The 19922-nt window shown below is 71.8% G+C and carries 15 protein-coding genes; 1 reads left to right on the top strand and 14 read right to left on the bottom strand.

The features are described 5' to 3' along the window. Nucleotides 1-242: 242 nt before the first annotated feature. Nucleotides 243-1361: a PQQ-dependent sugar dehydrogenase gene (locus AB0959_RS40855; RefSeq protein WP_366831887.1), complete on the top strand. Its 1119-nt coding sequence runs from the start codon at nucleotides 243-245 to the stop codon at nucleotides 1359-1361. Between the two features lie 47 nt (nucleotides 1362-1408). Here the strand turns inward: AB0959_RS40855 and AB0959_RS40850 are convergent, their stop codons facing one another. The 14 genes from AB0959_RS40850 to AB0959_RS40785 form a co-directional block, all read right to left on the bottom strand. Continuing rightward, the gene (locus AB0959_RS40850; protein ID WP_366831882.1) at nucleotides 1409-1681 is read right to left on the bottom strand and encodes a DUF6191 domain-containing protein; all 273 of its coding nucleotides are present in this window, start codon (nucleotides 1679-1681) and stop codon (nucleotides 1409-1411) included. A 58-nt stretch (nucleotides 1682-1739) separates the two neighbouring features. Continuing rightward, complete coding sequence (locus AB0959_RS40845; RefSeq protein ID WP_366831886.1) at nucleotides 1740-4808, bottom strand: AAA family ATPase; 3069 nt, start codon at nucleotides 4806-4808, stop codon at nucleotides 1740-1742. A gap of 212 nt (nucleotides 4809-5020) precedes the next feature. Beyond that, nucleotides 5021-5203, bottom strand: coding sequence for a hypothetical protein (locus AB0959_RS40840; protein ID WP_366831881.1), 183 nt, complete (start codon nucleotides 5201-5203; stop codon nucleotides 5021-5023). A 214-nt stretch (nucleotides 5204-5417) separates the two neighbouring features. Next, complete coding sequence (locus tag AB0959_RS40835) at nucleotides 5418-6080, bottom strand: hypothetical protein (protein ID WP_366831880.1); 663 nt, start codon at nucleotides 6078-6080, stop codon at nucleotides 5418-5420. A gap of 73 nt (nucleotides 6081-6153) precedes the next feature. Continuing rightward, nucleotides 6154-6720 carry a GNAT family protein gene (locus tag AB0959_RS40830; RefSeq protein ID WP_366831878.1) on the bottom strand — a complete coding sequence of 189 codons (567 nt, stop codon included), beginning with the start codon at nucleotides 6718-6720 and terminating at the stop codon, nucleotides 6154-6156. After that, a complete protein-coding gene (locus AB0959_RS40825) occupies nucleotides 6698-9019 on the bottom strand; it encodes an MMPL family transporter (RefSeq protein ID WP_366831877.1) in 2322 nt (773 codons plus the stop codon). Before AB0959_RS40825 ends, AB0959_RS40830 begins: the two co-directional genes overlap by 23 nt. 297 nt (nucleotides 9020-9316) lie before the next feature. Next, nucleotides 9317-10831: an Asp-tRNA(Asn)/Glu-tRNA(Gln) amidotransferase subunit GatB gene (gatB, locus tag AB0959_RS40820; RefSeq protein WP_366831876.1), complete on the bottom strand. Its 1515-nt coding sequence runs from the start codon at nucleotides 10829-10831 to the stop codon at nucleotides 9317-9319. A gap of 15 nt (nucleotides 10832-10846) precedes the next feature. Then, nucleotides 10847-11089: a hypothetical protein gene (locus tag AB0959_RS40815; RefSeq protein WP_366831875.1), complete on the bottom strand. Its 243-nt coding sequence runs from the start codon at nucleotides 11087-11089 to the stop codon at nucleotides 10847-10849. Beyond that, entirely contained in the window at nucleotides 11086-12585 is a 1500-nt protein-coding gene (gene gatA, locus AB0959_RS40810) for an Asp-tRNA(Asn)/Glu-tRNA(Gln) amidotransferase subunit GatA (protein ID WP_366831874.1), read from the bottom strand. The genes AB0959_RS40815 and gatA overlap by 4 nt, the downstream gene beginning before the upstream one ends. Before the next feature lie 4 nt (nucleotides 12586-12589). Further along, on the bottom strand, nucleotides 12590-12886 hold the full coding sequence (gene gatC, locus AB0959_RS40805) for an Asp-tRNA(Asn)/Glu-tRNA(Gln) amidotransferase subunit GatC (RefSeq protein WP_131558265.1): 297 nt from the start codon (nucleotides 12884-12886) through the stop codon (nucleotides 12590-12592). 310 nt (nucleotides 12887-13196) lie between these two features. Then, the gene (locus tag AB0959_RS40800; RefSeq protein WP_366831873.1) at nucleotides 13197-15485 is read right to left on the bottom strand and encodes a bifunctional diguanylate cyclase/phosphodiesterase; all 2289 of its coding nucleotides are present in this window, start codon (nucleotides 15483-15485) and stop codon (nucleotides 13197-13199) included. 228 nt (nucleotides 15486-15713) lie between these two features. After that, a complete protein-coding gene (gene ligA / locus AB0959_RS40795) occupies nucleotides 15714-17906 on the bottom strand; it encodes an NAD-dependent DNA ligase LigA (protein WP_366831872.1) in 2193 nt (730 codons plus the stop codon). Between the two features lie 15 nt (nucleotides 17907-17921). Further along, entirely contained in the window at nucleotides 17922-18956 is a 1035-nt protein-coding gene (locus AB0959_RS40790) for a methionine synthase (RefSeq protein ID WP_366831871.1), read from the bottom strand. Between the two features lie 263 nt (nucleotides 18957-19219). Beyond that, on the bottom strand, nucleotides 19220-19918 hold the full coding sequence (locus tag AB0959_RS40785) for an SDR family oxidoreductase (RefSeq protein ID WP_366831870.1): 699 nt from the start codon (nucleotides 19916-19918) through the stop codon (nucleotides 19220-19222). Nucleotides 19919-19922 lie beyond the last annotated feature (4 nt).

Genomic DNA, 19922 nt, shown 5'->3' with positions numbered 1-19922 from the left:
CCGGGGGGGGCGGGGGGCCCCCCCCCCAGGGACAGGATGGGACGGGTAGGGGCGGCGGGGGCGAAAAACTCGTCCGCGACCACCCCGGAAAGAACACTCCCGCCGGAAATAACGCCCCGGGATCCGCCGGACCCGGAACGTGTGGGGCACTCGCGGCGTAAGAAAGGTAGTGGCTCCGCGTCGAAGGGACCTTGATCGTGCAACGTCGAGCTGTGACGGCCGTGTTGGCCGCGGCCGTGCTCATGGTGACGGCCGGTTGCTCCTCCGGCGACGGCGAGGAGCCGGACACCGGCGGAACCTCGGCGGCGAACAGTACGCGGCCCGGGGCATCACCGGACGGTGGCGGCGACGAGACCGCCCCACCCCCGAAGGGCTCGGTGAAGGTGGTGCGCACGGTCACCGAGGGTCTGAACAGCCCCTGGGGCCTGGCCCCGCTCCCCGGGGGCGGACTGCTGGTGTCCTCGCGGGACGAGGGCACGATCACGCTCGTCGACGAGAAGACCGGCAAGAAGACGGAGCTCGGCCAGGTCCCCGGGGTCTCCCCCGCAGGTGAGGGCGGCCTCCTCGGCATCGCGATCTCCCTGGACTACGCGTCGGACCACATGATCTACGCGTACTTCACCTCTGAGTCGGACAACCGCGTCGTGCGCATGCTGTACGACCCCAAGAAGCCGTCGGGCGAGCAACTGGGCGCCCCCGACACGATCGTGCGCGGCATCCCGAAGGGTACGAACCACAACGGCGGCCGCCTGGCCTTCGGCCCCGACAAGATGCTGTACGCGACGACGGGCGAGCGGTACGAGGGTCAGTTGGCCCAGGACAAGAAGTCCCTCGGCGGCAAGATCCTGCGCATGACCCCGGACGGCGAGCCCGCACCGGGCAATCCCTTCGGCGACTCGCTCGTGTACTCGTACGGCCATCGCAATGTGCAGGGCCTGGCCTGGGACGGCAAGCAGCGCCTGTGGGCGTCGGAGTTCGGTCAGGACACCTGGGACGAGCTGAACCTGATCAAGCCCGGCGGCAACTACGGCTGGCCGGACGTGGAAGGCAAGGCGGGTAAGTCCGGCTTCGTCGATCCGGTGGCCGAGTGGCGCACGGCGGACGCGTCACCCAGCGGTATCGCCTACGCGGAGGGCTCGGTCTGGATGGCGGGCCTGCGCGGTGAGCGGCTGTGGCGCATCCCGCTGAAGGGCACCCAGCCCTCCGCCGACCCCCAGGCCTTCCTGAAGGGCGAGTACGGCCGTCTGCGCACGGTCGTCTCCGCGGGCGGCGACAAGCTGTGGCTGACCACGAGCGAGACGGACGGCCGGGGCTCCCCCGGGAAGGGGGACGACAAGCTCCTGGAGCTTGAGGTGAAGTAGCCCGCGGGGAGCCCGGCGCTGGGTCGCACCCGGGTCTCCTGGGGGACTCAGTCCCCGTCCGGCTCCCCCTCGCGGGGCTCCGGCTCCCCCTCGCGGGGCTCCGGCTCCCCCTCGCGGGGCTCCGGCTCCCCCTCGTCGGGCTCCTGCTCGTCGTGGAGCCGGCCGGATGGGCGTATGACCGCCGTGCCCGAGTCCAGGTCTATCGGCCCCCGCCCGGGGTCGCTGTCGCCGACGTCCTCGCGGGTCATCTCCAGGCGGTTGCGTTCCTCGTTGGTGTGCTTGCGCCCGGGCGCGAACAGTTCCTCGAACGGGTTGAACACGGGCCCTCCCCCGGACCGGACGCACCGGTCCTCGCCTCTGCGTCCCTCACTGCATCCCTCACTGCGATCCTCCCACCGGAAGCCGCTCCCCCGCCCCCGGCGGGAACAGCCGCAGCCGATGCGCCAGCGCCGCCGCCTCGCCCCGGCCCGAGACGCCCAGCTTGGCCAGGATGTTGGAGACGTGGACGCTGGCCGTCTTGGGGGAGATGAAGAGTTCCTCGGCGATCTGGCGGTTGCTGCGGCCGACGGCGACCAGGCGCAGGACGTCGCGCTCGCGGCTGGTGAGGCCCAGGGCCTCGGCGGGATCGCCGGACGCCGGGGCGTGCGGCTCGGGGGCGCGGGCCAGGGTCAGCCGGGCGCGCTGGGCGAGCAGGGCGACCGCGTCGGCGAGCGGGCGGGCGCCCAGGTGGTCGGCCACGGCGGCGGCCAGGCGCAGGAGTTCCGTCGCGCGGTCCCGGGCCTCCTCGTCGGCGCCGCTCACCAGCAGTGCCTCGGCGAGCCGGTGCCGGACGCGGGCGAGGTCGTACGGCCGCTCCAGCGGCTCGAAGGCGGTCACGACCTCGGACCAGGTACCCGGCTCCAGCACACCCTCGGCGCGGCGGAGTTCGGCCCGCACCCACTTCTCGTGGGCGAGCCAGACGGGCGCGTTGGTGGTGAGCTTCCTGACGGCTTCGAAGACGCCCGCCAGGACCTCGGCGCGCCCTTCGTCGGCGACCGGCAGCCCGCGGGCGTCGGCCTCGGCCGTGACCGCGGCGAGCAACAGGGGCCAGGCAAAGCTCTGCGTGCCGGGCGGGAAGCCCGCGTCCAGGGCTTGGCGCAGTGCGACGCGGGCGTCGAGGAGCCTGCCTTCGGCGGCGGCGACGGCGACGGTGAGTTCGGCCAGCGGGATGTTGTTCTGGGGCTGAGGGTCGTGGGTACCGGCGGAGGCGAGGGCGACGGCCAGGTGGCGGGCGGCGGCGGCCACGTCGCCCCGGGCGAGCTCGATGGTCGACAGGTGCGCGGAGCCGCTGGCACGTGACTTCACGCCCGGTGTCGCGCTGATCGCGTTCGCCGCGGCCTCGGCGGCCTCGTCCCAGCGGCCCAGGAGGAAGAGCGACTCCGAGAGGTTGCTCCAGACCCAGGTCTCCGACTCCGACAGGCCCATCCTGCGGGTGAGTTCGAGGCCTCGCCGCCCCACCTCGACGGCTTCTCTGGAGCGGCCGAGGCTTTCCAGGGTGGCCGGCAGGTTCACATGGCTGCGGCCCACGACGGACGTCAGGGAGCGCTTCTCCGCCTGGTCCCTGACCGCGTGCATCTCGGCGAGTCCGGCGTCGATGTCCCCCGCGCCGACCATCAGGAAGCCGAGGGTCAGGCGTGCGTTCAGCTCGATGTCCTCGGCGCCCACCATGCGTGCGTACTCGACGGCGCGCTGGGCGTCGGAGAGTGCCTCGGGTCCGGGAGTGTGGAGCATGGACCAGCCCGCGGCCCTTTCCAGTACCTCGGCGTGGACCTCGGACGGGGGCAGTCCGCGCACCAGCTCCTGCGCGGTGCCGAGCTCCTTCCACCCGTCGCCCCGGGCGAGGCCCTGCACCAGCAGGGAGCGCTGCACCCAGAACCAGGCCGCGCGCAGGGGGTCGCCGTCCTCCTCCAGGAGGCGCAGCGCCCGCTTGGTGATCTTCAGCGCGCGCTCGCGCTCGCCGCACAGCCGGCCCGCGACGGCGGCCTCGGCCAGGAGGTCGAGGTAGCGCAGGGGTGTGGTCTCCGGGGCGCAGCCGCACGGAGGGTAGACCTCGACGTGGTCCACGGGACGCAGTCCGGCCCGTACGGCGTCGGGGGCGGCCTCCCACAGCTCCATCGCCCGCTCCAGGAGCCGCAGTTGCTCGGAGTGGGCGTGACGGCCGCGGGCCTCCACGGAGGCGAGGAGGACGGCGGGAAGGGCTTTCGCCGCGTCGTGGGCGTGGTACCAGTAGCTGGCCAGACGGGTGGCGCGGCCGTCGGCCGGGACGAGCGTCGGGTCGGCCTCCAGCGCCTCGGCGTACCGGCGGTTGAGGCGGGAGCGCTCGCCGGGCAGCAGGTCGTCACTGACCGCCTCGCGGACCAGGGAGTGCCGGAAACGGTAGCCGTCGCCGTCGGGCACGGCGAGCAGGATGTTGGCGCCGACGGCGACCCGCAGCGCCTCGATGAGGTCGTCCTCGGGGAGCCGGGCGACGGCGGCGAGCAGGCCGTACTCGACGGTGGAGCCGCCCTCCGCGACGACGCGGGCCACGCGCTGGGTGTCCTCGGGCAGCTTCTCGACGCGCACGAGGAGCAGGTCCCGCAGGGAGTCGGAGAGGCCGGTGCGGCAGCCCTCCTGGGTGGCGACGGCGAGTTCCTCGACGAAGAACGCGTTGCCGTCGGACCGTTCGAAGATCTCGTCGACCTCGGCCGGGTCGGGTTCGGCGGCGAGGATCCCGGCGAGCTGGCGGGCGACCTCGGTGCGGTTGAAGCGGCGCAGTTCCAGGCGGCGGACCGTGCGCAGGCGGTCCAGCTCGGCCAGCAGCGGGCGGAGCGGGTGGCGGCGGTGGATGTCGTCGGCGCGATAGGTGGCGACGACGACCAGGCGGCCGGTGCGCAGCGTGCGGAAGAGGTAGGCGAGGAGGTGGCGGGTGGAGGCGTCGGCCCAGTGCAGGTCCTCCAGGGCCACGACGACCGTGCGGTCCGCGGCGACGTGCTCCAGGAGGCGGGCGGTGAGTTCGAAGAGGCGGGCGGTGCCCTCCTCGTCGTGCCGGCCGTCCGGTCGGCGGGGTGCCTCGCCCAGCTCGGGCAGGAGCCGGGCCAGCTCCGCCTCCTGCCCGTCGGCAGCGGCGGCCACGTCGTCGGGGAGCTGTCGGCGCAGGGAGCGCACGGCGGTGGAGAAGGGCGCGAAGGGCAGTCCGTCGGCGCCGATCTCGACGCAGCCGCCGAGCGCGACGACCGCGCCCTGGCGGCAGGCCGCGCCGGCGAACTCCTCGACCAGGCGCGTCTTGCCGACACCGGCCTCGCCGCCGAGCAGTAACGACTGCGGTTCTCCCGCGGCGGCGCGGGACAGCGCGTCGTGCAACACCTCCAGTTCGTCGGTGCGGCCGACGAACACCGGGCTGACTGACCTCATCTCCACGCTGTCGAGCATCGCACGCGGGTCTGACAGCGCGGCACCGAATATCGGCACGACGGCTCCGGTCCGGGCCTGCCCCGCACCCCCACGCACCGGTGTCGCACCCTCACGCACCGCCGCCGCGCCCCGACGTGCGGGCGCGGCGGCCTCCGTACGCGGTGGGCGCACGCTCACCGAAGGGCCCGGACGGCCGCCCACAGCGCGGCCGTCCTCCCCCGCTCCCGGCCTCACGCGGCGCGGGGGAACCGGTGCCTACGTGGGCGGTGCCGGGTGCTGTCCGGCCTCCTCTCGGCTTCGTGCCGGCGGGACTCCTCGCGGGCGGCGCGGCGCGCCTCGCGGGCGAGCCGGTACTCGGTGGCCTCGCGGATCAGCTCGGCGGACCGGATCTGCTGGAGCTCGTGGTGGAACATCTCGTACCCCTCGTGACGGTTTCGGTTTCGCGGTATCGGGCTCGCTTGCCTCGATGCCCCTACCTTCGTCTCCAAGGGGGGTGCGCCACATCGGGAGAGTTCCGCATCTTGCACGTGAGAGGGGCCTTAGGTTCGCCGTACGACGCCGTAGGACACGGCCGGCGGACCTAAGGCCCCTCAGAGCTGTGAGGACATGCCTCCTGGTACGGCGGGCTCAACCCGTCGTCGTCGGCATGGCGAGCAGGATGTCGGAGAACTTCAGGACGGCGAGCACCAGGCCGAGGAAGCCGAGCGAGATGCCCGCCCAGGCGACCGACTTGATCCACGGCGTCTGCGGCGCCCGGTCGGGGTCGCCGAACGCGGGCCGGACCAGCACGGCGACGCCCACGATCAGGGCGACCAGCGCGAACAGGCCGCCGACCAGGGCGTTGATGTTCCAGGAGTCGGCGTACACCTGCTTGATCTGCGCGGCGACGCTCGCGCCCTGCTGGGCCTCCAGCTGGCCGTACAGCGAGTCGCGGGCCTGCGCGATCGTGCCGAGCCAGCTGCCGGTCAGCGAGACCAGCCCGAGCCCGACGGACACGATGGCCGCGGCGCCCGTACCGACCCCGGCGGAGGTGTCGGAGGCGCCCTTCCTGGCGAGGAGCTCGAGTTCCTCGGCCTCGAGTTCGTCGTCGGCCACGTCGTCGGAGGCGTCCGTCTCGTCGACGGGCGTCTTCGCGGACGTCCCTTCCTTTGTCCCGGCGGCCCCGGTCTTCGCGGCCTCCTTGGCCTCCGCGGCCTCCGTGGCTTCCTTGGTGACGTCCACCGCCTCCTGGTCGCGCTGTGCTTCTGTGCCGGTCTCGATCCCGGCCTCGTCAACTGTCTTTGAACCCATGCCTCGCACCGTACGGACGCTGTCTGAGAAGTCTCTTAATGATCGTTCCGGGCAGTACGCGTGCGCGTGGGAGTCATCGTTCCGTACGCGCGCGTGCCTCCCGCCACTCGGGCGCGAGGACCGACCACACCTCGGCGTCCTGGCGTACGCCCCGGTAGGGGTAGTTCTGCCGGAGGACACCGTCGCGGCTCATGCCCAGCCGCCGCGCCACGTTGATGCTCGGTTCGTTGGCGGACGACGCGACCCACTCCACACGGTGGATGCCGCGCTCGTCAACCGCCCAGTCGATGAGGACCCGCATGGCCCGGGTGATCAACCCCCGTCCGGTGGCCGCCGGTTCGAGCCAGCAGCCGACCTCGCAGTTGCCGTGCGCGGCGTCGAAGATCCGGAAGAGCACACCGCCGACCAGCTTCCCCTCCAGCCACAGCCCGTGCAGGCTGCCGGTGTCGGCGGCGCGTTTGTCGGCGTACGACTGGAGGAGTTCCCGCGCGGAGTCCACGTCGGTGGCCTTGGCGCCGAAGGGGATGTGCTGCCCGATGAACTCGCGCCCCCGGTCGAGGTGGGCGAGGAACTCCTGGGCGTGCCAGGGGTCCAGGGGCCGCAGCTCGGCGCCGTCGTCACCCAGGGATATCGCGTACATCCTGTTGCCGCTCCTTCACCAGTACGACCAGTTCGTCGGCCGGCGAGTCGTCGGTGACCGGGTCGTCACCGTCCGCTCGCTGCCCGGGGATGGTCGCACGGGAGAGTTCCTCCGTGCCGATCTTTTCGGCGGCCGCCGCGACCGCGGTGGGGCGGCATTCGGGCGGCTCGATGCTGATGCGCGGCATCCGGCGGTCGAGCCAGCGGGGCAGCCACCAGTTGGCGCCGCCGAGCATGTGCATGAGGGCGGGTACGAGGAGCGTACGGAGCACGAAGGCGTCGAGGGCGACGGCGGAGGCCAGGGCGATGCCGAACATCGCGATGACACGGTCCCCGCTGAGCACGAACGCCAGGAACACCGAGATCATGATGACGGCGGCGGAGTTGATCACGCGGCTGGTCTCGGCGAGGCCGACGCGGACGGCGCGCCGGTTGTCGCCGGTCTCCAGCCACTCCTCGTACATCCGGCTGACCAGGAAGACCTGGTAGTCCATGGACAGCCCGAAGAGGACCGAGACCATGATCACGGGGAGGAAGGGCTCGATCGGCCCGGCGCTGCCGAGGCCCAGCAGTTCACTCCCCCAGCCCCACTGGAAGACCGTGACCACGACCCCGAAGGCGGAGGCGACGGCGGCCACGTTCATCGCGGCGGCCTTCAGCGGGATGCCGACGGACCGGAACGCGAGCAGGAGCAGCAGGCAGCCGAGCCCGATCACGACGCCCACGAACAGCGGCAGCTTGCCGACGATGACGTCCGCGAAGTCGTCGTAGCCGGCGGTGACACCGCCGACGTGCACGTCGAGCGAGGTGCCCGTCTCGGCGCGTGGCAGGACGTCGTCGCGCAGGTGGTCGACGAGGTCGCTGGTCTGCGTGGACTGCGGGGAGGACGTCGGTACGACGCTGAGGTACGCGGTGTCACCGGCCGTGTTGAACGTCGCCGGGCTCACCGACGCCACGCCCTCGGTGCTCCGGAGGGTGGTGTCGAGGTTGTCGAGGGCGAGTTTGTCCTGGGCGCCGTCGACCTTGGTGACGAGGGTGAGGGGCCCGTTCACGCCGGGTCCGAAGCCGTCCGCGAGGAGGTCGTACGCCTGGCGGGTGGTCGCCGTCCTCGGGTCGTTGCCCTGGTCGGAGGTGCCCAGGTGCAGCCCGAGCGTGGGCAGGGCGAGCAGGGCCATGACGGCGAGCGCGACGGCGCCGAGCTTCTTGGGGTGCCGTTCCACGAACGCGGACCAGCGGGCGGCGAGCCCGGTGGGCAGCTCCGGTTCGGGGCCGTGCTCGTGAAGGCGGCGGCGTTCACGGCGGCTCAGGGCGCGCATACCGATGAGGGACAGCAGGGCGGGCAGAAGCGTCACGGAGGCGGCGACGGTGAGGACCACGGTGAGCGACGCGGCGATGGCGACGCCGTTCAGGAAGCCGAGCCGCAGGATGAGCATGCCGAGGAGGGCGATGCACACGGTGGCGCCCGCGAAGACGACGGCCCGCCCGGTGGTCGCGACGGCGCTGGTCGCGGACTCGGCCACGGACAGCCCGCGTTTGAGTCCTCTGCGGTGTCTGGTCACGATGAACAGCGCGTAGTCGATCCCGACGCCCAGCCCGATCAGCATGCCGAGCATGGGCGCGAAGTCGGCGACGGTCATGGCGTGCCCGAGGAGCTCGGTCCCGGCGTACGCGGTGCCGACGCTGACCAGTGCGGTCGCGATGGGCAGCAGGGACGCGGCGAGCGAGCCGAAGGCGAGGAACAGCACGACGGCGGCGACGACCACGCCGACCACCTCGGCCGTGTGTCCGCCCGACGACTCGGTGAGCCCGATCGCCCGGCCGCCCAGTTCGACCTGGAGTCCGTCGGTCTCGGCGGCCTTGGCGGTGTCGACGACCCTCTGGGCCTCGGCCTTGTCGATGTCCTGGGTCCGGTGGTCGAAGGTGACCGTGGCGTACGCGGTGTGTCCGTCACCGCTGATCTGTCCGGCGCCCGCGCCCCCGTACGGGTTGGTCACGGACGCCACCCCGGGCAGGTCCTCGATCCTGTCCAGGGTGCGGGTCATGGTCTGCTCGACGTCGGCGGCCTTCACGGTGCCCTGGGCGGTGTGCCACACGACGGTGTCACTGTCACCGCTCATGCGTGGGAAGCCCTCGTTGAGGAGCTGGGTGGCCTGGCTGGATTCGGTCCCCGGGGTCGCATAGTCGTTCGAGTACGCCGATCCCGCGACGGCCGCGCCGGCGGTGACGCCCGCGAAGGTGAGAAGCCACAGAAGGACGGCGACGAGGCGGTGCCGGACACACCAGCGCGCTAGGGCTGCCACGAACCTGCTCCCTGGGGTGGATGGGGGGATCTTTGACCGGGAGCAGTTGCTGTGAACCGAAGAGCCCGCAAAGAACGCCTGAGCAATGCCCACCACTGTGACAGGCGAAGCTGCTCCTTTGTCCGTTTCGTGCCTTTTGTCACAGCACTTGCGAGCCAGATGACAGGACAGTAACGCCGACTCTGTCGCCTCCCCTGTGTTCCCCTGTGTTCCCCTGCGTTCACCTGTGTCCCCGGACACACCTGGGGCGGTGCATCTCAGTCGATGCACCGCCCCAGGGACAAGCGATACGGCGGATCAGCCCTCGCTGACCCCCAGCTTCTCCAGGATGAGCTCCTTGACGCGGGCCGCGTCGGCCTGGCCGCGGGTGGCCTTCATGACGGCGCCCACGAGGGCACCGGCCGCGGCGACCTTGCCGCCGCGGATCTTGTCCGCGATGGCCGGGTTGCCGGCGATGGCCTCCTCGACGGCGGTGGTCAGGGCACCCTCGTCGGAGACGACCTTCAGGCCGCGCTTGTCGACGACCTCGTCCGGGGTGCCCTCGCCCTTGAGGACACCCTCGATGGCCTGGCGGGCCAGCTTGTCGTTGAGGGAGCCCTCGGCTACCAGCGCGGTGACCCGGGCGACCTGCTCGGGCGTGATGGGCAGTGCCTCCAGGGACACAACGGCCTCGTTGGCCGCACGCGCCAGCTCACCCATCCACCACTTGCGGGCGGAGGCCGCGTCGGCGCCCGCCTCGATGGTGGCGACGATCGGGTCGATGGCGCCGGCGTTCAGGATCGCCTGCATCTCGACCGCGGAGACGCCCCACTCCTCGCGCAGCCGGTTGCGGCGGGCGAGCGGCAGCTCGGGCAGACCGGCCCGGAGCTCCTCGACCCACTCGCGGGACGGGGCGACGGGCACCAGGTCGGGCTCCGGGAAGTACCGGTAGTCCTCGGCCTCCTCCTTCACGCGGCCCGAGGTGGTGGACCCCGTGTCCTCGTGGAAGTGGCGGGTCTCCTGGATGATCGTGCCGCCGCCGCCCAGCACGGCCGCGTGACGCTGGATCTCGAACCGCGCGGCACGCTCGACGGACCGCAGCGAGTTGACGTTCTTCGTCTCGCTCCGTGTGCCGAACTTGTCGGCGTCCTTCGGCATGAGCGACAGGTTCACGTCACAACGCATCTGGCCCATCTCCATACGGGCCTCGGAGACGCCGAGCGCCTTGATGAGCTCGCGCAGCTCGGCGACGTACGCCCGCGCGACCTCGGGGGCACGCTCCCCGGCACCGACGATCGGCTTGGTGACGATCTCGATGAGCGGGATACCGGCGCGGTTGTAGTCGAGCAGCGAGTGCGACGCGCCGTGGATGCGCCCGGTGGCACCGCCCACATGCGTGGACTTCCCGGTGTCCTCCTCCATGTGGGCGCGCTCGATCTCCACACGGAAGGTCGTGCCGTCCTCCAGCTGCACGTCGAGGTAGCCGTTGAAGGCGATCGGCTCGTCGTACTGGGAGGTCTGGAAGTTCTTCGGCATGTCCGGATAGAAGTAGTTCTTCCGGGCGAAGCGGCACCACTCGGCGATCTCGCAGTTCAGCGCGAGACCGATCTTGATCGCCGACTCGACGCCGATCGCGTTGACGACCGGGAGCGCGCCGGGCAGGCCGAGGCAGATGGGACAGGTCTGCGCGTTGGCGTCCTGACCGAGTTCGGTCGAACAGCCGCAGAACATCTTGGTCTTGGTGCCGAGTTCGACATGGACCTCGAGGCCCATGACGGGGTCGTACGACGCCAGCGCGTCCTCGTACGACACCAGGTCGGTCGTGGTGGTCACGGTGAAACTTCCCTCTCAGCCCAGCAGGACGTCGTCGTCGCCCAGCCGCTTCAGCTCGCGGTACAGGATGGCGAGGCCGGTGACGATGCCGACGGCGGCGACCGTCGCGTCGAGCAGCCGCAGCGTGTCCTGCTCGGCCTTCGCCTTCTTGATCCGTTTGGCGACACCGAACGCGCCGAAGGCGGTGGTGGCGATGGACACGTACGTACCGGTCTTGGACTTCTGGAAGTCCTTGGCCTTGGTCAGTGCCTTGGTCACAGCGACGGAGCCTCCTCGAGAAGCGGGTGCCCCCACTTTTCCACGTACGCGGCCTCGACGGCCGCGCCGACCTTGTACAGACGGTCGTCCTTCAGCGCCGGGGCGATGATCTGCAGGCCGACCGGCAGCCCGTCCTCCGGCGCGAGACCGCAGGGCAGGGACATGGCGGCGTTGCCGGCCAGGTTGGTCGGGATGGTGCACAGGTCCGCGAGGTACATCGCCATCGGGTCGTCGGCGCGCTCGCCGATGGGGAAGGCGGTGGTGGGCGTGGTCGGCGACACGATCACGTCGACCTGCTCGAACGACTTCTCGAAGTCGCGGGTGATGAGCGTGCGGACCTTCTGGGCGGAGCCGTAGTACGCGTCGTAGTAGCCGCTCGACAGCGCGTACGTACCGAGCATGATGCGGCGCTTGACCTCGGGCCCGAAGCCCTCGGCGCGGGTGAGGGAGGTGACCTCCTCCGCGGAGTGCGTGCCGTCGTCGCCGGTGCGCAGGCCGTAGCGCAGGCCGTCGAACCGGGCGAGGTTGCTGGAGCACTCGCTGGGCGCGATCAGGTAGTACGCGGAGAGCGCCAGGTCGAAGGACGGGCAGTCCAGCTCGACGATCTCGGCGCCCAGCTCCTTGAGGAGGGCGACGGACTCGTCGAACCGCTGGATGACACCCGCCTGGTAGCCCTCGCCGCGGAACTGCTTGACGACACCGACGCGCATCCCGGCGACGCTGCCGTTGCGCGCGGCCTCGACGACCGGCGGGACCGGGGCGTCGATGGAGGTCGAGTCGAGCGGGTCGTGCCCGGCGATGACCTCGTGCAGCAGCGCGGCGTCGAGGACGGTCCGGGCACAGGGCCCGCCCTGGTCCAGAGAACTGGAGAACGCCACCATGCCGTAGCGGGAGACCCCGCCGTACGTCGGCTTCACGCCGACGGTGCCGGTGACGGAGGCGGGCTGGCGGATGGAGCCGCCGGTGTCGGTGCCGATGGCGAGGGGCGCCTGGAAGGAGGCGAGGGCGGCGGAGGACCCGCCACCGGAGCCACCCGGAATCCGGGTGAGGTCCCAGGGGTTGCCCGTCGGTCCGAACGCGCTGTTCTCGGTGGAGGACCCCATGGCGAACTCGTCCATGTTGGTCTTGCCGAGGATGACGACGTCGGCGTCCTTCAGCCTCCGGGTGAGAGTGGCGTCGTACGGCGGGATCCAGCCCTCGAGGATCTTGGACCCCACGGTCGTCGGAATCCCGACCGTGGTGAAGATGTCCTTGAGGGCGAGCGGCACACCCGCGAGCGGGCCGAGCTTCTCGCCGCGCTCCCGCTTCTCGTCGACGGCGCGGGCCTGGGCCAGGGCGCCCTCGCGGTCCACGTGCAGGAAGGCGTGCACCTTCTCGTCGACGGCCTCGATGCGGGCGAGGTGGGCCTCGGTGACCTGAACCGCGGTGAGCTCGCCGGAGGCGATCTTCGCGGCGGTCTCGGCGGCCGTGAGCTTGATGATGTTGCTGTCCGTCATGAGATCAGTCCTCCCCCAGGATCTGCGGCACCTTGAAACGCTGCTGCTCCTGGGCCGGGGCGCCGGAGAGCGCCTGCTCGGGGGTGAGCGACGAACGGACCTCGTCCGCGCGCATGACGTTCGTCAGCGGCAGCGGGTGCGAGGTCGGCGGTACGTCTTGGTCGGCGACCTCGCTGACGCGGGCGACCGCGCCGATGATGTCGTCCAGCTGGCCTGCGAAGTGGTCGAGCTCTTCGGGCTTCAGCTCCAGACGCGCCAGCCGGGCGAGGTGGGCGACCTCCTCGCGCGTGATGCCAGGCATGCAGCGATCCTCTGGGGGTGAGTGTGTGTGGTTTGGGCTCAATCCTATGGGGCGGGCGGCGGTGGGCGCGCACGGGTTTGTGCGGGGCACGTCTTGTTTCGCCCCCGCCGCCCCTACCCGTCCCATCCCTGGGGGCTCCGCCCCGGATTTTTCAGCCCCTTGGGGGCACCTCCCAGCGGTAGCTGGGGGAGTTTGAGGAGCGGGGTCCGGGGCGGAGCCCCGATGGGGGTCCCCCCGCTCGAGCGGAGCCGAGAGTGGGGGAGGGACGGGCAGGGGCGGCGGGGGCGATCAAACCCCCTGGGCGGCCGCCCTACTCGTCCGCCGAAGCCGCCGGCAGGGCCGCCGCGGGCCGCTGCCAGCCCCGCGAACCCCGCGCCCGCAACCACGCCGTCGTCTCCTCCGGTGGCATCGCCGCGGCCACCAGCCACCCCTGCACCGCATCGCACCGGAGATCGCGCAACCGCTCCCACGTCTCGTCGTCCTCGACGCCCTCCGCGACCACCAACAGCCCCAGCGAGTGCGCGAGATCGACCGTGCACCGCACGATCTCCGCGTCCTCGTTGTCCACCGCCAGCCGTGCCACGAACGAACGGTCGATCTTCAGCTCGCTGACCGGCAGCCGGCGCAGGTGCACCAGCGACGAGTACCCCGTACCGAAGTCGTCCAGCGACATCTTCACGCCGTGCCCGGTCAGCCCGGCCAGGGTGTCCGCGGCCCGCTGCGGGTCCTCAAGGAGCACGTGTTCCGTTATCTCCAACTGCAGGGCCCCCGCCGGGACCCCGTGCCGCGCGAGCCGCGCCGCGACCGCGCCCGCGAACCCGGGCGTGTGGACGTCCCGCGGCGACACGTTCACCGCGACGGGCACGTGGAGCCCCTGCGCACGCCATCGCGCGACCTGCGCCAGCGCCGTCTCCAGCACGTACTCGGTCAGGTGCGGCATCAGCCCGGACGACTCGGCGATCGCTATGAACTCGTCCGGCGGAACCTTGCCCCGCTCGGGGTGCACCCACCGGACCAGCGCCTCCAGCCCGGCGACCTGCCCGTCGAAGCGGACCTTCGGCTGGTAGTGCAACTCGACCTCGTGCGCGTCGAGGGCGCGCCGCAGGTCGCCCAACAGACCGAGGCGGTCGGGGGTGTTGGAGTCGCGCTTGGACTCGTACACCTCCACCCCCGTACGGTCCCGCTTCGCCTGGTACATCGCCACGTCCGCCCGCCGCAGCAGCCCCTCCGCGTCGAGGGCGTGGTCGGGGAAGACGGCGACACCGGCGCTTGCCTCCAGCACGAGGGTGAGCCCGTCGAGGTCGAGGGGCGAGCCGAGCGCGGCGACGAGGTTGCGGGCGACGCGCGACGCGGACGTCGTGGAGTCGGCGACGGGCAGTAAAACGGCGAACTCGTCACCGCCGAGTCGCGCGGCCTCCGCTCCGCGCGGCAGCGCCAGCTTCAGCCGGTCGGCGATCTGCAGCAGCAACCGGTCACCGGCCAGGTGCCCGAGCGTGTCGTTCACCGACCGGAAGCGGTCCATGTCGATCAGCATCAGGGCCGCCCGCGCACCGATGCGCTCCGCGTCGTCGAGCGCCGTCCAGGTCCGCTCCAGCAGCCACTGGCGGTTGGGCAGGCCGGTGAGCGGATCGCGCAGCTGTTCCTCCGCCCGGGCGCGGGCGATCCACAGCGTGGAGTCGAGCGCGATGAGGGGGATGGCGAACAGGGGCAGCAGCAGGGGCTGGGCGACCGCGACCACACAGACGAGCGGCGCGATGCCGAGCAGCGCGACCGCGACCAGCCCCTGCCTGACCAGGGCCGTCCGGGCGATCGTGGGCACGCCGCCGCCCCGGGGCGCGTGGAGGTACCAGAGCAGGCCGCGGGTGACCGCGAGGTACGCCGTGGCGACGAGCACCACCTGGGGTGCCGCGTAGACGTTCCAGCTCTCGGGATCCCACGGCGACTCGACGGAGGGCACGCGCCCGAACGCGGCGAGCACGAGCGCGCCGGCACCGATGCCCAGTATGTCGACGGCACCGTGCAGCACGCCCTGCCGCCAGCGGCCGCGGCGCGCGGCGCCGACGAGGACGACGACGGTGAGGCTGACCATCCCGGCGGGCACCCAGCCGTAGAGCAGCAGGACGGCGAGGGTGAGCGCGGCGCCCGATCCGGTGCCGCCCCACCAGCGGGCGCGCCCCATCGCGACCAGGTGGCCGACGATGACGCCGGACAGCACGGCCAGGGACCAGCCGGCCGTACCCGACGGGAAGAGCGCGTGATGCCCGGTGAACGCGCGGTAGAAGCCGGCGCCGAGCACCGCTCCGGCCACCCCGACGATCGCTGCGGGGACGGCGGGCCAGGACAGGTGCCGCTCGGAGTCGTGGTCAGGGAGTCCCGCGCCGCGCCCGGCACCGGAGTGCGCGGAGCCGTGCGCGCCGGGTACGTGCACCACAGCGCCGCGTGCGGCAGCGTCATCGCCGCGCACGCGAGCGCCGTTCACGCGCTCCGACGATCGCCCTGCGCCCGCTCGCCGACTGCTCAGCCATGCCCCGGGCCATGCCCCGGACTCCCGGCGCAGACGCAGCCGGGAGTCCGGGGCGGCGCTCTCGGTCGGTTCCATTCCCGTCCCTCTCACAGCCGGCGGTGCCCACACAGCGCGGCCCGATGCTCCCGACACCCTTCAACGGCACCGCGTCTGAAAACCCACCACGCGTCCGGGCACGGCAGGCGCACACCTCAACAGTAGGCCGCAGAAGGCTTCCACGGGCAGCGGTCGTCGACGGTTGCCCGAATGCGACCCGGCCACCCGTATGCATCTGGTATGCGCCGAACGGGTGGCCTTCAACCGCTACTCCTCGGTCGGAAGCGCGACTTCAGCGGCTGCTTCCGGCCCTTGTCCGAGCAGAACGGCGAAGCCCTCCTCGTTCAGGACCGGCACTTTGAGCTGCATCGCCTTGTCGTACTTCGACCCGGGGTTGTCACCCACCACGACGAACGAGGTCTTCTTCGAAACCGAACCCGTCACTTTCGCTCCCCTGCTCTGCAGGGCCTCCTTCGCGCCGTCGCGCGTGTGGTGCTCCAGCGTGCCGGTGACGACGACGGTGAGCCCTTCGAGCGGGCGCGGGCCCTCGTCCTCGCCGGAGCGCTCGTCCTCCATGCGCACGCCGGCGGCCTTCCACTTGCGGAGGATCTCGCGGTGCCAGTCCTCCGCGAACCACTCCTTGACGGAGTGCGCGACGATCTCCCCCACGCCGTCGGTGTTCTTGAGCTCGTCCTCGGTGGCCTCGTCGATGCGGTCGATCGACCGGAAGGCCCGGGCCAGGGCCTCGGCCGCGACCGGTCCGACGTGACGGATCGACAGTCCGGTGAGGAACCGGGCGAGCGGGCGCTCCTTGGCCGCCGCGATGTTCTCCAGCATCGCCACCGCGTTCTTCCTCGGCTCGCCCTGCTGGTTGGCGAAGACCGTGGCGATCTTCTCCTCGCCCGTCTTCGGGTCGCGCTTGGGCAGGCCGCTGTCCTGGTCGAGGACGTACGCCTTGATGGGCAGCAACTGCTCGACGGTGAGGTCGAACAGGTCGCCCTCGTCCACCAGCGGCGGGTCGGACGGCTCCAGCGGCGCGGTGAGGGCCGCGGCGGCGACGTATCCGAAGTGCTCGATGTCCAGCGCCTTGCGGCCCGCGAGGTAGAACAGCCGCTCGCGCAACTGGGCCGGGCAGGTCCGGGCGTTCGGGCAGCGCAGGTCGACGTCGCCCTCCTTCATGGGCCGCAGCACCGTCCCGCACTCGGGGCACTCGGCCGGCATCACGAACTCCCGCTCGCTGCCGTCCCGCAGGTCGACGACGGGCCCGAGGATCTCGGGGATGACGTCACCGGCCTTGCGCAGCACCACCGTGTCGCCGATGAGGACGCCCTTGAGCTTGACCACGTCCTGGTTGTGCAGCGTGGCGAACTCGACCTCCGAGCCCGCCACCGTGACCGGCTCGACCTGCGCGTACGGCGTCACCCTGCCCGTACGGCCCACGCCCACACGGATGTTGATCAGCTTGGTGTTGACCTCCTCCGGTGCGTACTTGTACGCGATGGCCCAGCGCGGGGCGCGGGCCGTGGAGCCGAGGCGGCCCTGGAGGCGGATCTCGTCGAGCTTCACGACGACGCCGTCGATCTCGTGCTCCACGGAGTGGCGGTTCTCCCCGAAGTACGCGATGAACTCGCGTACGCCGTCGAGGTCTTCCACCACCTTGTTGTGCCGGGAGGTGGGCAGACCCCAGGTCTTCAGCAGGTCGTACGCCTGGGAGAGGCGGGTGAGGCCGTCGAAGCCCTCCAGGGCGCCGATTCCGTGGACCACCATGTGGAGCGGGCGGGTGGCGGTGACGCGCGGGTCCTTCTGGCGCAGGGAACCCGCCGCCGCGTTGCGGGGGTTGGCGAAGGGCTTGTCACCGGCCTCCACCAGGCGGGCGTTGAGCTCCTCGAACTTCTCCATCGGGAAGTAGACCTCGCCGCGGATCTCCACGAGGTCGGGGACGCGATCACCCTGGAGCCGGTCCGGAATCTCCGCGATGGTCCGGACGTTGGGCGTGATGTCCTCCCCGGTACGGCCGTCCCCGCGGGTCGCCGCGCGGGTGAGGCGGCCGTGCTCGTACGTCAGGTTGACCGCGAGGCCGTCGACCTTGAGCTCGCACAGGAAGTGGTACTCGGAGGTGCCGACCTCCTTGGCGATCCGCTCGGCCCAGGCGGCGAGCTCCTCGTCGGCGAAGGCGTTGTCGAGCGAGAGCATGCGCTCGCGATGCTGGACTGCCGTGAACTCCGTCGCGTACGCCCCCGCGACCTTCTGGGTCGGGGAGTCGGGGGTGCGCAGCTCGGGATACTCGTCCTCCAGCGCCTCCAGGGAGCGCAGCAGCCTGTCGAACTCCGCGTCGCTGATGACCGGAGCGTCCTTCACGTAGTACCGGAAGCGGTGCTCCTCGATCTGCTCAGCGAGCTGCGCGTGCTGGTCGCGTGCCTCCGCGGGCACCGTCGTCTCCGCTTGCTTGTCGCCGGCCACCGTGTTGTCCTCCCGTTACTCTGGGTTGTCCGCGAGGGATCTCGCCGCCCGGACGCAGTGGGCGAGCGCCGCGCGCGCGTACGCCGGGGAGGCGCCCGCGAGTCCGCACGACGGCGTGAGGGAGACCGCGTCCGTGAGAAGCCCCGGATTCAGCCCCAGCCTGCGCCACAACGTCCTGACACCCATGACGCTACCGGCAGGGTCTGACAATGGGCCGTCCGTGCCCGGCACGACACCTGCCAGCAGCCTGGTACCGGCCTCCACGGCCTCGCCGATCGCGTCGTCGTCACGTTCGGTGAGCAGGGCGAAGTCGAAGGAGATCGCGGCCGCGCCGGCGCGGCGGAGCAGGGCGAAGGGGACGTCGGGGGCGCAGGAGTGGACGACGACGGGGCCGGCCGGGCTGTCGGGGCCGCTGGGGCCGTGTGCGCCGATGACGTCCCGAAGGGTCGCCTCGACGACCTGGCGGTCCATGGCGCGGTGGGTCCGGTAACCGCTGGCGGTCTTCACCTGGCCGCGCAGGACGGCGACGAGGGACGGCTCGTCGAGTTGGAGGACGACGTCGGCGCCGGGTACGCGTCGTCGTACGTCCTCGATGTGGGTGCGCAGGCCCTCGGCGAGTGATCCGGCGAGGTCGCGGCAGGCCCCGGGGTCGGAGAGGGCCACCTCGCCGTTCTTCAGCTCCAGTGCGGCGGCGAGCGTCCAGGGTCCGACGGCCTGGATCTTCAGCGGGCCCTCGTACTCCTGCGTGAACTCCTCCAGCGCGTCGAGGTCCTCTCTCAGCCAGGCCCTCGCCCGCCTGGTGTCGCGGCCCGGTCGGTCGCCGATGCGCCAACCGCTCGGTTCCACGCGGGCGTACAGCTCGACGAGCATGCCGGCGGTTCGTCCGATCATGTCGGCGCCGGGGCCGCGGGCGGGGAGTTCGGGCAGGTGCGGCATGCCCGTCTCCGGGCCCTCGAAGGTCCCGGTGACGGTCTTGGCGGCCTCGCGGGCGTCGGTGCCCGGCATGGAGCCGATGCCGGTCGCGGGGCCGAGGGTGGGGTTCTCGTTCACGTGGGGAAGCCTACGGATGTCGTGGGGGCGGGTGTGTGGGTGCGGGTGGTGCGCGGGTGCGGGCCGGACTTTCCTCGCCCCCGCCGCCCCTACCCGTCCCATCCCTGGGGCTGCGCCCCCGTGCCCCGCGTGCCCCGCGTGCGGTGGGGGTGGGTGGGTTGGTGCGGGTCGGGGGGTGCTGGTCGCGCAGTTCCCCGCGCCCCTGAAAAACCGCGCAGGTCCCCGCGCCCCTTGCGGGGCGCAGCCCCTGGGGAGTCAACCCCTCAGCGCCCCGGACGTACCGTCACGTCGTTGATCTCCGCGTCCCTCGGCAGGTCCAGAGTCATCAGGATCGTCGTCGCCACCGACTCCGGGTCGATCCAGCGGGACGGGTCGTACTCCTTGCCCTCCTGCCGGTGGACCTTGGCCTGCATGGGGCTGGCCGTGCGGCCGGGGTAGACCGTGGTGACGCGGACACCGTTCGCGTGCTCCTCGTGGCGGAGCGAGTCCGCCAGGGCCTTCAGGCCGTGCTTGGACGCCGCGTACGCGGACCAGTCCGCGTGGGCGCTCAGGCCGGCACCGGAGTTCACGAACACCACGTGGCCGCGCGCGGTGCGCAGTTGGGGCAGGAAGTGGCGCGTCAGCTCGGCCGGGGAGATGAGGTTGACGTTCAGCTGGTGGCGCCAGGACTTCGGGGTCAGGTCGCCGACCGGGCCCAGGTCGACCACGCCCGCGATGTGCAGCAGGGAGTCCACCCGGTCCGGCAGTGACTGGTGGGAGAAGGCCCAGCTCAGCCTGTCCGGGTCCGCCAGGTCGCCCACCAGGGTCCTCGCACCGGGGAAGTCCGCCGCCAGCTCCTTGGCGCGGCCGGCGTCGCGCGCGTGCAGCACGAGGTCGTCCCCGCGCGCGTGCAGACGACGGGCGACGGCCGCGCCGATGCCGGAGCCGGCTCCGGTGATCACATGAGTAGCCATGCCCGACATGCTC

It is taken from the genome of Streptomyces sp. NPDC046862 (assembly GCF_040704615.1).
GTDB lineage: Bacteria > Actinomycetota > Actinomycetes > Streptomycetales > Streptomycetaceae > Streptomyces.
The sequence above is the reverse complement of the archived record's forward strand: the minus strand, read 5'-3'. Positions and strand labels throughout refer to the sequence as shown.